Raw genomic sequence first — 15266 nt, 5'->3', positions numbered from 1 at the left:
TCCTCGCTCTATATAACTTCCAGATCATCCGGACCCGGCAGCTTCGGATGCGGGGCATGCGGCTCCGATTGATACCAGAAGGAAACGGAAGCAATGTCGTCCTGAAGCGGCAAGTAGCGGCCTTCCGAACGCCAGCCCAGCGCTTGGATCGTCACGCGCAGGTCGGATTCGAAACGGATCGGATCCATGACATGCCAGCGGTACATGCCGAAGCGCTGCTGGCTCTTGTACAATCCGTCCGGCTTAAGCACTTGAGGCATGCCCATGTACGCCGTCGAGTAGATGCCGTACTGACCGTACGGATGCTCGAAGTTCCAGGCGCCGCCGAAATAATCTTCCGTTCCGGTGCCGCAGATCGTCGGGAATTCTTGATCCCCGTCCATGAAAAACTTAATTTCGCCTTCGCCCCACCAGCCGTTGCTGTTGGATTGCCAAGCGAGGTACGTGCCGACGTAATGGCCTTTTCCTTGCACGCCGTCGATCAGCGTATGAACGTCCTTGTAAGCCAGCGGATTGCTGCGGCGCCACTGCGCATGGAAGTAAGCCGCGTCATCCGGCACCGTCGTAAGCGTATAGGTCACTTGGTAATAGAGAACGACCGGCTTCGTCGAGCGGTTCTCCACCGTCATGCGCGCATGCTGGCGGAACGGCATGGCCCAATAGCTGTTCATGCCGCCGGCCGGGTTCACCGCCACCGGAATAGAATTCACGTTGCTGCGCTCGCACCAGCCGTTGCAGAAGAAATCGCCGAGCGGCACTTCGACGGAAGGCTGCGTCTCCTTGTCCCAATAGAAACGGAGGATCAGGTTGCGCCAATTGTTCGGCGAGCAGGTCAGCCAAATATGTTGAATGGCGCCGGGGCCATCGATGTCCGCCATCGTAAATACCGTGCCCGGCTGGATTTCGACCGAAGGCGAAACCTTCCAGCCCAGGCCCAGATCGCGCGCGCAGCTGGCGCCCGTGCCTTCCGTCGCCATACCGCCGTGACCTTTCGCGCCGTCGAAGTTTTCCGCGCTGATCGATCGGGTTTGCGCGTCGGACAGCCGGAACAGATTGCCTAAATTCATGCCAAGTCCATCGAATCCGTTCATTTCATATCCTCCTGTCGGTAGATCTGCAGCTTCCGCGTCCCGGATGCTACAGCTTCTAGTTCATGTAGCGTTAGACGGTACATATGCTCGCCCCAGTTGCGTTGCAAGCGGGATTCCATCGTATCGATCGATTCGATCGCCGGCTTTAAGCGGGCATGGTCGAAGGCGAGCACGGCCCATCGGCCCGGCGCGTATTCGAAACGGAACTCGCCCTCGGCCGACGCAATCGGCTCGCACGGCGTCATGAGGCTATACGCGATATCCGCCGTACCCTCCCGCAGTTCATAGCGATCCGTAATCTCGATATGCGGCGCACCGGCGCGTTCCAGCTTGAACGACCGCTGCCAGACATCGATTCCGGCCTCCGCCGGATAAGCGTCCGCGATATCGATGCTCAAGACCGACTCCGTTGCGCCGGTCGCATAGACCGCATCCTTCGCGCGGTACTTGCCGCCCTCATGCTGAAGAACGCCGCGCACGGTCGGCAGGTTATGGTATTGGGATTGCAAGTACCACAGCTCGAAGCGATTCGGTCCGAACGTCTGCGCTTTGTACTCTTCCGTGCCGAGATCGACGAACAGCGGGCAGCCGTCGACGAATACCGTGAAGCTGCCGACGTCGTTATGGTTGTGGGACTCGAGATTATGTCCGCCCTTGGCAGCCAAGAACAAGCCTTGCTCGCTGCCCTCTTCCGTGCGCGCCATCATGACTTGCGATACCGGCAGCCAAGCATCGCGGACGTACGGCGCTTTCGCATGCCGTTCTTCCCGCTCGCGCTCAAGGAACAGCGCTTGCAGCTGCGCGTACATTTCGAACCAGATATGGATGACGGGGTCGCCTTCCTTCAAGCTCGCGCCCAGATTCATCAAGCGTTCTTCGCCCGTGCGTTTGCCGTACCGGTACATCACGTCGCCGCCGATCATCGGCATGACGTCGCCGTCCGCGAAGTTGACGAAGTAGCGATCATGGATATGCGCTTTATAAATATAGTTGCCGATGTCCTTGATCAGCGGCTCGTCGAATACGTTAATCGCGCCGCCCGTCGAATCGGAGAGCAGCTCCAGCGCTACGAACAAGCCGCCGCCGGAAGGCGCCCAATAGCCGGGGCCCTCGTCGCAGCAGCCATCGGCCGGATAGGTGCCGATGAAGGCATCGAGGCTGCGCATGATTTTGCGCACCGCCTCGGAACGCTTGTCCGAATCTTCTTCGAGCAGCAGGAAGCCCATCAGCGCGCTGCTGTTGCACCACGGATTCCAGTTGTTGACGCGCACGCCAGGCTGGAAGCCCATCCACCAGTAATCGTCCCGCGCCATGTAAGGAACGAGGAGCCGCGCTTTCACTTCGTCGGCGATTCGCCGGCAAATGCGCGTGCTGACCGCGTCCAGCCAAATCCCCATCACATTGCGGATCCACAGCAGCAGATCGGATGTCGCGCAGGTGACCAGCTCGGCCATATGGTCCGTCTTGTCCGGCATGCATTCCTTGCTCGATTTGTCCGCATGAATGCGGTGAAGCGGCGGAACCCATGTCGTCTCTTCGCAATGGACGTAGATCCCGTTGATCACCTGGTTCAGGAACCTGCCTTGACCTTCGATGCACTCCGCCATAGCCAAGATGCCAAGCACGCTGCGCCGCTCGAAAACCGCCCGCATCTGCTTGTTCATCTCGCCGGACGTCCAGTACGCCCGGTAATCCTCGACCTTCAGCGCAGGCCAGGCATAATCGTGATATTGTTCAGCCAGCGCGATCCAGCGTTCCCGCGTTTCGGGAAGCAGTCCTTCCCAAGAGGCACGGTCATCCGCTTTCGGGAAAGGGTCGATCTGCTCCGGGGACAGCAGCGCGGCATTCAAATCCAAGTTCTTGTAACGATCGGAAAGCATCTCATCCTTCTCCTCTCACCCAAGCCGCATTCCCGGTCGGAATGCTCTTGTCACGTATTATAAATGGCGGCGTTTCTGATAAATATATAAAAATTCGGACATCCGTTGTCATCTGATATGCAATTTCCGATGATGGCCGCCGGGCAATAGAAAAGCCGCCCAAGCTCTGGGCGGCTTTTGAAATGTCTGCTATACGCTGCGGAAATGTCTGCTTTGCGCTGCGGAAAATTCTGTTGAAACGGAAGCTGAGAAGTCCACTGAACGGATACTCTGCTGACTCCTGCGCTGCGCGTACGACGCTCTTATGAACACGCGGCGTCGTACCGCTATTCTTTCGCTTGCCGCTCAAATATAATTTCGTACGCTTCCGGTTTGCCGTGGCCGTTATAGTTGGTCGGCAGAACTTGAACGAGTCTCCATCCATCCTTGGCATATTCGGCGATCGTCTCCCGGTGCTTCGGCTCGGTGAAAAATCCGCCTAGCGAGGTTTCGACAAAAATATATTCATACATCGTTCTATCTCCTCCTAAACACGCTCTATTGCTTTCCACTATTTGGACGAATGATTCGCCGCAAAGTTGCGCAGATCGCGTTCAGCAAGTGAAGACAGACGCAGAGTTATACATAAAATTAGGCGATTTGGGAAACTTAACCACAATATGCCTTAAGGAGGTTCTAGCCGGATGAACGGAACAATCACCCCCTTCCAGTTGTCTATGCTGTTGATTACGTATATCGGCATCTCCAATCATGTCATGTTGATTCCTATTCTGCTGGATACCGCGAAGCGGGACGCATGGGTCTCCGTCTTGTTCGCCATTATCCCTTCCGTGCTTCTTGGCCTGCTGTATGTCTATATCTACAAACATATCCCTTCCTCGCTTTCCACTTGGGCGAAAGAGAAAACGAATACGCTGGTATGGCTGCTGTTCACGATTCTGTTCACTTTGTATTTCCTAGTACAGGCGAGTATAAGCATACGAGACACGATCATGTGGTCGAATGCCTCCTATTTGACCTATACCCCAACCTGGGTTCTCGGCCTGTGTCTCATCGGAATCTGTTATATCACGGCGCGAAAGGGACTCGCCGCGATTGCCATTACCAACGGCATTCTGCTGCCCTGGATCGTTCTGTTCGGCTTCTACGTCATGACCGTAAACTTTCAGTTTAAAGATTACAGCTACCTGTTTCCCGTATTGAAAAATCCGGCTGCTTCGATCGCGCATGGCGCTTGGTATACCCTATCGGGCATCACGGAGGTCTTCCTCGTGTTCTTCCTCAAGGACGAGGTCAAAGGAAAATTGTCGCGCATGAATATGACATTGGTCGTGCTTATGTTGATCGAGCTGACCATCGGACCGCTGACGGGCATCATCGCCATGTTCGGTCCGTTCGAAGCCGCGAAGCTGCGATACCCGGCCTACGAGCAGTGGCGCATGGCATCCATCGGAAGCATGATCAGTCAAACCGACTTCTTATCGATTTATCAATGGTTAGCCGGCGCGTTTATGCGCATTTCACTGGCAATCTACATCATCCACACCTTGTGGGTGAAAAAATGGCGTCAGCCCGAGCTATTGCTCATTCTGATTTCCTTGTTCCTCTTTGCCTTCAATCAGATCAAACTGTCCGATGTCAGGTTCCATGATCATGTGAAAACCTATTATTTGATTTCCAGTTTCTTATGCGGCTTTATGTGCATCGTGCTCTTGCCGTGCATTTGGGCAAGCAAGAACAAGAAGGCGGTGAAGCGGAATGGATAAACCGAACGAAAGCGCCATACGGACGTTATTCGAGGATTGCGGCGATGTGGCCTTCGAGCCGCACGGCGGCTTCCTGTTTGTATTCTGCCTGGGCATGGCCAACCGGGAGCAGGTCAACGAGTTGAGCACGTACGGCGCAGACATGTGGCGCCAGCATCCCTTAACCTTGACGAAGCAGTGGAAGAACGAGCTCGCAACCTGCGTGTTTGACGGCAACCTGCTCCTCTTCGATTCGGAATCCGCTTGCTGCTACCTGCAATACGTCGCGGACCCGCCTCAACGGGACCCGGAAGAATCCGTCACGGAATCGTCCTCGAAGGGCGCACGCGACGGATTTACGGAGAGCATCCAAATCAATGTGGCGCTGATCCGCAAACGGTTGGGAACCCCGACGCTCAAAGTAGAATCCTTCACGATCGGAGTCCGAAGCCAAACCGCGGTCCGTCTGCTCTATATCCAGGATATCGCGAATAAGCGGGCTGTCGACGAGGCTCGGGCAAGATTGCGGAAAATCCGCATCGATGCGCTCATTACGAGCTCTCAGCTGGAAGAAGCGATTTCGGACCAGTCGCTGTCGGTGGTCCCGCTGATCGACAATACCGGGCGGCCCGATTTTGCCGCGGAATATTTGGTCGGCGGCCGTTTCGTGATACTGCTTGACGGCTCTCCGCTCGCCGTCGTCGCGCCGGTTACGCTGACATCGCTGGTAAAATCGCCCGAAGACGGCTATTACCGTTCGCTGATCGGCTCGTTTCAACGGCTGCTGCGATTGTTTGGCTGGCATTTGGCGCTGTTCCTGCCAGGGTTCTACATTGCGCTGATCGGATTCAGTTTCGAGCAGGTTCCGCTGCCTTTATTGGCTACGATAGCAACGAATCGCATCGGACTTCCGATGACGCTTCCGTTCGAAGCGATTATCGTGCTCGTCTTGTTCGAGCTGTTCAAGGAAGCCGGACTGCGGCTTCCCAAATCGGTCGGGCCGACGGTGACCGTCGTCGGCGGCATCATCGTCGGCGATGCCGCCATACGGGCAGGCATTACGTCCCCGACCGTTACGGTCGTGGCCGCGACCACGGTCATCGCCGGCTACACGCTCGTGAATCCGACGCTGAGCGGCGTCGTGTCGATCATCCGCATTCTCATCATGATCGTCTGTTCGATACTCGGCATGTTCGGGTTCTTCATGTCCATCTTCCTCGTCGTCTCTTATCTATCGGGTCTTAAGTCGTTCGGGATTCCGTATCTCTCGCCGCTGTCGCCGCCGTCTTGGGCAGATCTCACGGGTGCACTGCTTAAGCGTCCGGCGAAGCATATGACCAAGCGTTCGCAGAATCTCCACTTGCAAGACGATACGAGGATGGAAGAAGGGACCGAATGAAGCGGGCGGCTTGGAAAGCGGCTTTAACAAGCTGTCTCTTGTTATCCCTCTGCGGATGCTGGGACGTCAAAAATATTCAATACTTCAACTTCGTCAATATGATTGGAATCGACTACGTCGATGGCCAGTACAAGATTTATGCGCAAATCAACGATCTCTCCTCCATGGCGAAGCAAGAAGGCGCAAGCAACGTTGCCAATCCGATCGTCGTCGCCAAAGGCGAAGGCGAGAGCATCGGGATGGCCGTGTTCGATCTGCAGAAAGAAAGTCAGATGCGAACCGATTGGACGCAGAACAAAGTGTTTATTTTCAGCGACCGATTGCTTGCCCGAGGCGTCTTCGAAATTCATGATGAGCTCATGCGAACGCGCGACCAGAGGTATACGCCTTGGGTGTTCGCAACGAACGAAGACCTCGCGAAGGTCTTCGGCACGAAGCCGATTACCGGCACTTCCTCCGTGAACACGCTGTACTACCAGCCGAATCTCTTATTCAAACAGCTGCAGTCTTCCTTCAAGCCCCTGAGCTATGAGAACTTCATTCGATCGTCCAGGGAACCATACGAGACGACGCTGCTTGATCACATCAAGCTCAGCAGGAACTGGGATAAAGACGGCAAGCCGATGACACTGCCCATCGTGAACGGCCTTATCGCCTTGAGGAACGGGAAGAGCGAAGCCAAATTCAACCGCGAAGAAGTGAGCGGCGTGAAATGGCTGAGGGAGAAGACCAAACGCGGCATGCTCCCCCTCAAGGACGAGCAGGGAACATTCGTTGGGAGCGTTATGGTGAGGAACAACAAGGTCAAGAAGAAGCCCGCCTATAAGAACGGCAAACGCATGGTCAAGGTGTACATTAGCATGGATGCCGTCCTTCGGGAGCAGCGGCAGCCGCTCGGGCTGCAGGCCATCACCGCGATGATCAAGAAGAACGTCGAGAAGGATATCCTGCAAACTTATGAGAACGGGAAGAAACGATCCGTCGATCTTTACTCCTTGAACGAAGTCTGGTATCGCAAAGGTCTGGCCGTCAATGCCGATATTCCGGAGATCGAGCTGCATGTCAAAGTCATGCTCATCGGCACGAACATGTTCGAGCTGCGGGAGTAAAAAAAAACGGGACAAGGCTGCTGCGCCTCGTCCCGTTTCCGCTATTATTCGAATGTGAATCCGCTCACCGTATCCGCAAGCTGCACGGCGATCCGCTGACGGCCTTCCGGATCTTCGCCGATCCGGTTGCCGATGAAGACGTTATCCTCGGCCACGCCGCGGGCAAAGATGCCGTAACCGCCCGATTCCGCGCCGCCGTTATCCTCGATGACGTTCCGGTGCCAGCGGTTGCCGTTCGCGCCGTTCCCCGGTTTCTCCAGCCGGTAATAGACGCCGCTGTCCCCGTTGCCCGAAATCACATTGTCCTCGAACAGGTTGTAGGAGTCCTTATGGCCGATGCAAATGCCGTAGCTTCCGTTCGCGCAGATCCGGTTGCGGCTGAACTCCCCGAACCGGACGCGCCAGCAGATGAAGAGGCCTGCTAGACCGTTATGCTCCAAGGTGCAATCCGTAATGATGCTGCGCGTCGAGCCGGCTCCCGGATGCAGCCCGGATCCCGCGCTGCGGGTCACCGTGCAGGAGCGGACCGCGATATGCTCCGTAATTTGCCACGAGATGCCGTCGCCGTTGAAGTTGTCGACGGTGACGTTCTCGAGCCGGCAATCGCCGCTCTTGTACAAATAAATGCCGCCGCCCCTGCAGCCGCCGATCGGGTAATTCCGATCTCCCGCGCCATCCACCGTCAGATCGAGAATCCGGACTTGCCGGCCCTCAAGCACTTCGATGACGGAGCACGCATTCGTCAGCATTCCGCCGTCGTCCGCTTGGTAATCCCGTTCCAAATGGCGGTCGAAGTACAATAGATTGCCCTCGATGCGCGTAATGACGGCATTGCTCTCGTCCCAGCCCCAATGCTGCGACTCGTCGTACACTTGAATGCCCATGCCGACCTCGAAGCCGGATGCGTCTTCCACTTCCGCCTGCAGCTCGCCATAATCGGCATCCGCCGTAAGCTTCGTCTGCACGCCGGGCGATTTGCGCAGCACGGTGGCGGAGCCGCTGCCCTGCAGCGTTATCCCGTCGTACAGCCGGACCGGCCCGATCATCCGATAGACGCCTTCGTCCAGCCGGATCGTTCCCCCGTCGCCCGCGCGGCGCAGCTCCTCGACAGCCGCCTGAATCGCCGCTGACGTGAACCCTTGGAAATCCGCGTTCCGTCCCCCGACCGTCAGCGTGCGGCCCGCTTGTTTTAACATATACTCCCTCTTCATCGCACTTCTCCCCCTGTTGGCACGGCAATCATCCCATGTTGCTCCAGCAGCGCGCGGTGATGGTCCCGAATGCGGAGGAAGCTCTCTGCCGCCGCACCGTTGCCCCAATCGAAAATCGTGAATTCGCCGATACCGAGCCCTTTGTCGTTCACGACCCCGTCATGCCCGTAATTCTCCATCATGAACCCGTAATCCTTCTCGTTAAAGAACGGATGGGCTTGCTCCCACTGCGCCTGCGTGGTCGGATTCTCCGGACAATACATCATCACGAACGCGCAGCGCAGCGCGGCAAGACCCCGCTCGATATATTCCTGACGGCCAAGCTGCTGTCCGTATTCGATGATCAGCTCGGCGAATAAGCTTTGCCGCGCATCGTTCCATTCGCCGTCGCAGTTCATAACGCCGAAGCCGCCGAGCGCGTTAACGTAAATATAAGACGGCTGCCAGGAAGCCTGCGTCATGAGCAGTTCATCCAGGCAACGCTCGCCAAGCTGCAAGTAACGGGAATCGCCGGTTTGCCTGTAACAAGCCAAGAGCGCTTCCGCGGTCCAGAACATGGAGAAGTTGCACTGCTTGTACATGTTGTTGCGATCGACCTTGTTATGCTGCAAATGGCCGCTGCCGTAGCTGCTGCAGGACCAGTAGGTTTCGAAGTCCTCCCACCGGCCGATCGGAATGATCTCCTCGGCAACGATGTTCATCGCTTTCAAGGCTGCCGTCAAATACGACTCGTTGCCTGTCAGCGCATGCAGCTTCAGCAGGAACGTGACAGACATGGAGGTTTCGGGCGAATCCGCCAGCTCGCTCAGCGGCTGCAGCGTATCCTTGTCCAGCCATGCCGGGAAGTAGCCCTTGTCAGCCTGCAGGCCAAGCAGCGCATCGCCATAACGAACCGCATACGAGAGCAGGCGTTCATCCTTCTCCAGCTCCTCGTACCAGCTCAGCATAAGCAGCGACGTAAAGCTCATATCGAGCACATGGTACGGCGCCTCGCCGGACGAGCGGGTGACGGGATTCCGGTTGGAGTTGCCCCAATGCGCCGTGCCCCAGCCCTTGGAACGATTGACCGTCTTCCCATCCACGACGATCTGTTCCATCTCTGTCACGATAACCGCAGGGAAGAAGCCTTCGCGCTGCGGCGCCGACAACGCCAATTCCTTCGCCATCCGCGCGCGTTCGAGGTCTTCCTGGCTGCCCTTCTCCTGCCCGTAGCGGTACAAGCCCTGCGCGGAGCGGAGCGAGCTGAACCAGGCTTGGTTCCAGACGGAACGGAATTCCCGCTCGTTCAAGACCCCGGGATAATTCGGGCTCTGCGTCACGTTGACGATGAAGACCGGCGCTCCGACAGTCTTGCCGTCCAGCTCGAACTGCTGCCATACGGCGTCCTTCCACGTGTTGAACGCCCAGTTGTACGCATGATCGACGTAAGGCGCAAGCGGACGGCCGACCGGCTCCCCGCTTTGAAACAGCTCGCTGCCCCACTTGTCCCACAACAGGCCGAGCACCGGACGCCAAGGATTCTGCGTATAGTCAGGCCCTTCCCCCGTAAGCACGTAGAAGCCGAACTCGACAGTCCCTTTCGGGTACGCCGCGCCGGCATCCTTCTCGAACAGCACATGTTCGGTCACTTTATACAGGCTCATGCCCAGCGTCAGCCGGTTGTCCCGCGCGTTCATGTCCATGTACCAGCGGACCGGCGTTTCGCCGAGCAGCATGTCCAGATCGGGAACGACCGCCAGCCAACGGTCCGCGTCATGCGCGATCAGCGCCGGGGAACGGAACGCATGCTGATCGATAATGTGGTTGTCGGTCGGCGTCAAATGCGGCGCCCAATGGAACGTCGGATTGAAGGACGGCATAATGCCAAGCTGCCAATCGTCCTGCTGTACCGCTTCCTCCAGCTCGAAGGAAAGTTTAACCTTCACGCGATGCTCATTGATGCGCGTAATTTCCGTCTTCGGCTGCGCGCGGCCGATGGAACCCGCTGTCATTGTTCCGATGAATGCCGATAGTCCGGCATCGAACATTAGGCTTGTTGTCTCGTTTGACACATGAAACCCTCCTGGTTTATGGCCGCTTGAGATCCCTGAATTCCTGCGGGCTCAGCTGCGTCATTTTTTTGAAGCAACGCGTAAAATAAGCGGCCGATTCGAAGCCGACCGTTCTTCCGACTTTATGAATTTTCATGTCCCGTTGCAGGAGCAGCTCCTTCGCCTTCTGCACCCGGCAGTCGATAATGAAGTCCTTCAGACTCTGCCCCGTTTCCTGCTTGTACAGCTTGGAGAGGTACGAGGGCGACAAATAGACGATTTCGGCCAGTCTGGTCAGCGACAGATCGCCGCCCAGGTTATCCCGGATATGATCCTGCACCTTCCAGATGACGTCGTTCGTCTGCTTCTCGTTCTCGCTGACCGTCTCGTCGAACAGGAGGTTAGCCAGCTTCTGGAAATGCGTCGTCGTTTCCTGCCAAGTGGCATGCTCCGCGATCGTGAACAGCAGGTTCAAGTTGAACGTATCGGTAACCGTCTTCATGAGTCCCCAACGGTTGATATACGTGATGAACATCGATACCATGGAATAGAAAATCTCCACGGCAACCCCCGTCTTGGACACGGATCCGCCTTCCACCAAATTCATGAACGCCCCGTACAGCTCGAAAAACTCCGTGCGCTGGCCTTTTTCCAAATAATCGTCCAGCAGCTGGACCGTACGCATCTTGACCCGGCCGTCATGCTGTTCCTGGAAAGCGTCGACCAGCTGCTTGTCCGACAGCAGAATTTCCTGCCGCGTGCCGAGCCCCCGGGCGAACAAGAAGGACAGCGTGTCGAACTTGTGCGAAATCTCGTTCCAGCCGAACGCTTCGCTGACCAGCACGAAGGAGCAAGGGATCCTTAAATATTGATGGCAGGCCGACTGCACCAGCTCCAAATACCCGTTTAGCTGACGCAGCGGATTCGCCGCCTGAGCGATGCCTTCCGACGCCGTTTCATCGTTCTCGCGCGCATCATCCGACTTCGATTGCAGCAGCCAGACGAACCGGTCCTGCCCGTACTTGATATGGAACATCCGGAACGAATCCGATAAGAATTCTTCGGCGATATTGTGCACGGCGTACATCAGCAGCATCTTGTCGGATTGCCGCATCTCGGACGGCCACGTGTCGATCCGCCCCATGATCATGAAGAGCGGTTGATGCGCATGCAGCGGAATGTTCAGCTCCTGAAGCTGCTGGCTTCCTGCCAGCGGATCGGTCAGCAGCACCGTACCCTTCAACAAATCCAGCGCAAACTCCCGCTGCATGAGCGGGAGCGCGAGGGACATTTGGGTTTCGGCCTTGCGCAGCATCTGCTGGACGGCCAGGTCCTCATCCAGCTTGCCCACGGCCTTGCTGACGGCTGCCAGGATTTGCGCGTCGCCTTCCGTCTTCAGCACATAATCCGAAGCGCCGTTGCGGCTGGAAGCATGAATGAAATTGAAATCGTTATAGCCGGTCAAGAAAATAACTTTGCATCTCGGCCATCTGGCGTTGATCTCCTTCTGCAGCGCGAGTCCGTTCATCTCCGGCATTTCAATATCCGTCAACACGATATCGATCCGCGTCGTATTCAGGCATTTCAGCGCATCGTCAGCCGAATACGCCCAATACAATTCCAGCTCCGGCCCATTCGACGCATCGGAGAACAAGTCGATCAATCCGTCCACGATGATCGGTTCATCGTCGACAACCAATAATCGATACATCATTGGCACCTCTCTATTCCGGGTAGGTTAGGGTTGAACGGCGTTCGAAGGGAGCGAGCGTTCCTTGGCTACACGTCGGACCGCTCCGGTCCCTTCTCCTCGCCTTCCAGCAGGTCGGCGATGCGCCGTTCCTGATTCGGCAGCTCCGGGAACGGACGCGTCGGCAGCGATTGGTACCAATAGGCGACCGAGCAGATATCGTCGCTGCGTTCGAACAGGCAGTTGCCGTTCTCCTCGTTATTGCCCGGCGCGGAATAGCATGTCGACTGCTCGCCGTAGAACGAATCGGACGATTCACGAGGCCCGAAGCCGAGCTGCTGCAGCGTGACCTTGACCGATTCGCGGAAATAGATCGGATCCTTGCCGTGGAACCGGTACATGGAGAACAGCGCGTTCTTGTATTCGACGAGCGGCGCACCCTGCTGCGGCGTTACGACTTCCTGCATCCCCCAGGCGCTGCCGACATAGTCTTCCAGGCCCGTTCCGCAAATGGTCGGGTACTTGTCGTCATCGTCGATGAAGAACTTGACCTCGCCTTCGCCGAACCACGTTTTATTCTGCAAAATGCTGCGAACGCCGATCACCGTGCCCAAGTAAACGCCGCTTCCCTCAATGCCGTCCAAGATTACATAGTCTTCGAACAGCGGGCACAGGTTCTGTCTTCTGAATTGTGCATGGAAGTAACCCGCTTCTTCGTCCAATACATCGCCGAGCGTAAAATCAACCTGATAGAACAGCATTTCAACGTCGCTGCCGGAATCGTTCTCGATCGTGATGCGCGCCCGCGTGCGGAACGGCATCGGAATCCAGCAGTTGAAGCCTTTGGCATCCTGCATCGTGACGTAATCGGTTACCAGGTTGCGCTGCCTGCCGTGCGCGATGCCGAAGAAATCGCCGAGCGGCGCTTCGACGCTTGGCGTCTCCTGGCCGTCCCAGTACATCCGAATGATGAGCCCTCTCATCGCGGCAACGTTGCCAGGCGGAATCGTGCACCAGATGTGGCGGACGATCCCCGTTCCTTCCCGGTCAAGCAGCGTATGAACGGCTCCTTGCTTGAACGGCGTGATACACGCAGAGCCTTTCCGGCCGTTGTTGGCTTGGCCGCCGGCCCCCCGTTCCGCGCGGATGTTCTCCGCCGTGGCGGCATAGGAACGAATGGTGGACGAGCATTTATAAAGCATGGGCATGTTGTCTCCTTTCATCATCGTGCCGACCCACCTCTTACTCTTTGACACTGCCTAGTACAATTCCTGTCATGAAGAACCGTTGAAGCAACGGATAAATGAGCAGAATCGGCAGCGCGCCGAGGAAAATCTGGGCCGCTTTAATATTGCGATCGGAAATATTTTTGAGCCGCATGATATCGTCGGCCGACAAATTGCTCATGTCCCTGGCCACGATAATGGTTTGCATATAGCTTTGCAGCGGATATTTATCCGTCTGATTCATGTAGATAATGCCGTCGAACCACGAGTTCCAATGGCCGACCGTCGCGAACAGCGTGATCGTCGCGAGCGCCGGGAGCGATACCGGAACGACGATCTTCCACAAGGTGTTCCATTGGCTCGAACCGTCGATGAACGAAGCCTCGATCAGTTCCTTCGGAATATTGCGGAAGAAATTCAGCAGCAGAATGACGTTAAAGATCGGCACTGCGCCCGGAATAACGAGCGCCCAGATCGAGTTGAGCATGTGCAGGTTCTTCACGACGACGTAGGTCGGGATCAGCCCGCCGCTGAACAGCATCGTGAAGACGAAGACCCAGACAAAGCCCGTCCGGAAGCGAAGCTGGGAGGAATCCTTGGACAGCGGGTACGCAATGAGGATCGTAATCAACATGTTTATGCTTACGCCGAGCGCGACCCGTTCGAGCGTGATCAGGAAAGAGCGGATGAATTCCGGTTTCTTCGCCACGTATTTATAGGCATCCAGCGTGAAATCCACGGGGAAAAACTTGACGACCCCGCTTGCGGCCGCGGAGCTCGAGCTGAAGGAGATCGCGAGCACCTGAACCAGGGGGAATATGCAGATCAGCGCAATCAAGGCCAGCAGCACGTAATTGCCGTAAACGAATGCCTTGCGCCCTAAACTGTTATGTTGCACCATTGCGCTCTCTCCTTTGCATGTATGGGATGTTTGCGGCCACCGTTAGAAGATCCGGTAGTTGGCAAACCGATAGGCGAGAAAATAGGAAGTCGAAATCAAAATGAAAGATACGACGGATTTGAAGAATCCGACTGCGGTCGCGACGCCGAATTGGAAATTAATCATGCCGAGACGGTAAACGTACGTATCGATGATATCGCCTGTCGAATATACGACGGGGCTGTACAGGTTGAACACCTGGTCGAATCCGGCGTTCAGCACGTTGCCGAGGCTGAGCGTCGAGAGCAGGATAATGATCGGCAGAATGCCGGGCATCGTAATATGCCAGGTTTGCTTCCATCGTCCGGCGCCGTCCATTTGCGCCGCTTCGTATAAATTCGGATTAATGCCGGTTAATGCAGCCAGATAGACGATCGTATTGAAGCCGAATTCTTTCCAGACGTCGGAGATGACGAGCATCGGCTGGAACCACGACGGCGTGCCGAGGAAGAAGATCGGCTTGAAGCCGAGAAACGAGATGAATTGGTTCACGATCCCGTCCGACGGGGAGAGGACGTCCATCAGGATACCGGACAGAATGACCCAGGACAGGAAATGCGGCAAGTAAATGAGCGTTTGAACGCCTTTGCGAAAGAAGACCTTCCCGACCTCGTTCAGCAGCAGCGCAACGACGATCGGCACGACCAGCCCGGCGGCCATCTTCATAACCGCAATGGATACCGTATTGCGCAGCACGGTCATCGTGTCGTCCAAGGAGTAGACGTACTTGAAATTCTCGAGGCCGACGTAGTCGGAGCCGAACAAGCCTTTCGTCGGATTGAACTGCTGGAAGCCAATAGCCAGGCCCGCCATCGGAATGTAGCTGAAGATAATGATTAATGCCAATCCAGGCAGCAGCATCAGATATAGGGTATAGTCGGAAAGCTTGAATTTCTTAGTCATGGCCGCTCCCTCCTTATCATTGTGAAGAAAGGGAAGCATCGC

At 56.4% G+C, this 15266-nt stretch carries 12 protein-coding genes; 3 read left to right on the top strand and 9 right to left on the bottom strand.

Features of this window, described 5'->3' with window-relative positions:
- Positions 1 to 8: 8 nt before the first annotated feature.
- From GZH47_RS20155 to GZH47_RS20145, 3 genes are all read right to left on the bottom strand, one after another.
- The gene (locus GZH47_RS20155; protein WP_162642737.1) at positions 9 to 1091 is read right to left on the bottom strand and encodes a glycoside hydrolase family 172 protein; all 1083 of its coding nucleotides are present in this window, start codon (positions 1089 to 1091) and stop codon (positions 9 to 11) included.
- A complete protein-coding gene (locus tag GZH47_RS20150) occupies positions 1088 to 2971 on the bottom strand; it encodes a heparinase II/III domain-containing protein (RefSeq protein WP_162642736.1) in 1884 nt (627 codons plus the stop codon). The genes GZH47_RS20155 and GZH47_RS20150 overlap by 4 nt, the downstream gene beginning before the upstream one ends.
- A gap of 326 nt (positions 2972 to 3297) precedes the next feature.
- Complete coding sequence (locus tag GZH47_RS20145; protein ID WP_162642735.1) at positions 3298 to 3483, bottom strand: DUF4177 domain-containing protein; 186 nt, start codon at positions 3481 to 3483, stop codon at positions 3298 to 3300.
- 171 nt (positions 3484 to 3654) lie between these two features.
- Here GZH47_RS20145 and GZH47_RS20140 point away from each other — a divergent pair, with 171 nt between their 5' ends.
- Genes GZH47_RS20140 through GZH47_RS20130 form a run of 3 tightly spaced genes read left to right on the top strand, consistent with a single transcriptional unit; the run spans position 3655 to position 7224 of the window.
- Positions 3655 to 4737 carry a GerAB/ArcD/ProY family transporter gene (locus GZH47_RS20140; RefSeq protein WP_162642734.1) on the top strand — a complete coding sequence of 361 codons (1083 nt, stop codon included), beginning with the start codon at positions 3655 to 3657 and terminating at the stop codon, positions 4735 to 4737.
- Positions 4730 to 6115, top strand: coding sequence for a spore germination protein (locus tag GZH47_RS20135; RefSeq protein ID WP_162642733.1), 1386 nt, complete (start codon positions 4730 to 4732; stop codon positions 6113 to 6115). Before GZH47_RS20140 ends, GZH47_RS20135 begins: the two co-directional genes overlap by 8 nt.
- Positions 6112 to 7224, top strand: coding sequence for a Ger(x)C family spore germination protein (locus GZH47_RS20130; RefSeq protein ID WP_162642732.1), 1113 nt, complete (start codon positions 6112 to 6114; stop codon positions 7222 to 7224). Before GZH47_RS20135 ends, GZH47_RS20130 begins: the two co-directional genes overlap by 4 nt.
- A 44-nt stretch (positions 7225 to 7268) precedes the next feature.
- On the opposite strand, the gene GZH47_RS20125 is transcribed toward GZH47_RS20130, so the two are convergent.
- From GZH47_RS20125 to GZH47_RS20100, 6 genes are all read right to left on the bottom strand, one after another.
- The gene (locus GZH47_RS20125) at positions 7269 to 8420 is read right to left on the bottom strand and encodes a right-handed parallel beta-helix repeat-containing protein (protein WP_162642731.1); all 1152 of its coding nucleotides are present in this window, start codon (positions 8418 to 8420) and stop codon (positions 7269 to 7271) included.
- 11 nt (positions 8421 to 8431) lie between these two features.
- Positions 8432 to 10486: a glycoside hydrolase family protein gene (locus GZH47_RS20120; RefSeq protein ID WP_162642730.1), complete on the bottom strand. Its 2055-nt coding sequence runs from the start codon at positions 10484 to 10486 to the stop codon at positions 8432 to 8434.
- A gap of 16 nt (positions 10487 to 10502) precedes the next feature.
- Entirely contained in the window at positions 10503 to 12179 is a 1677-nt protein-coding gene (locus GZH47_RS20115) for a response regulator transcription factor (protein ID WP_162642728.1), read from the bottom strand.
- 65 nt (positions 12180 to 12244) lie between these two features.
- Positions 12245 to 13357: a glycoside hydrolase family 172 protein gene (locus GZH47_RS20110; RefSeq protein ID WP_162642727.1), complete on the bottom strand. Its 1113-nt coding sequence runs from the start codon at positions 13355 to 13357 to the stop codon at positions 12245 to 12247.
- A gap of 40 nt (positions 13358 to 13397) precedes the next feature.
- Positions 13398 to 14282, bottom strand: coding sequence for a carbohydrate ABC transporter permease (locus tag GZH47_RS20105; RefSeq protein WP_162642726.1), 885 nt, complete (start codon positions 14280 to 14282; stop codon positions 13398 to 13400).
- A 42-nt stretch (positions 14283 to 14324) separates the two neighbouring features.
- Positions 14325 to 15224: an ABC transporter permease gene (locus tag GZH47_RS20100; RefSeq protein WP_162642725.1), complete on the bottom strand. Its 900-nt coding sequence runs from the start codon at positions 15222 to 15224 to the stop codon at positions 14325 to 14327.
- Positions 15225 to 15266: the final 42 nt, after the last annotated feature.

Origin of the sequence: Paenibacillus rhizovicinus, assembly GCF_010365285.1 — a bacterium.
GTDB lineage: Bacteria > Bacillota > Bacilli > Paenibacillales > Paenibacillaceae > Paenibacillus_Z > Paenibacillus_Z rhizovicinus.
The sequence above is the reverse complement of the archived record's forward strand: the minus strand, read 5'-3'. Positions and strand labels throughout refer to the sequence as shown.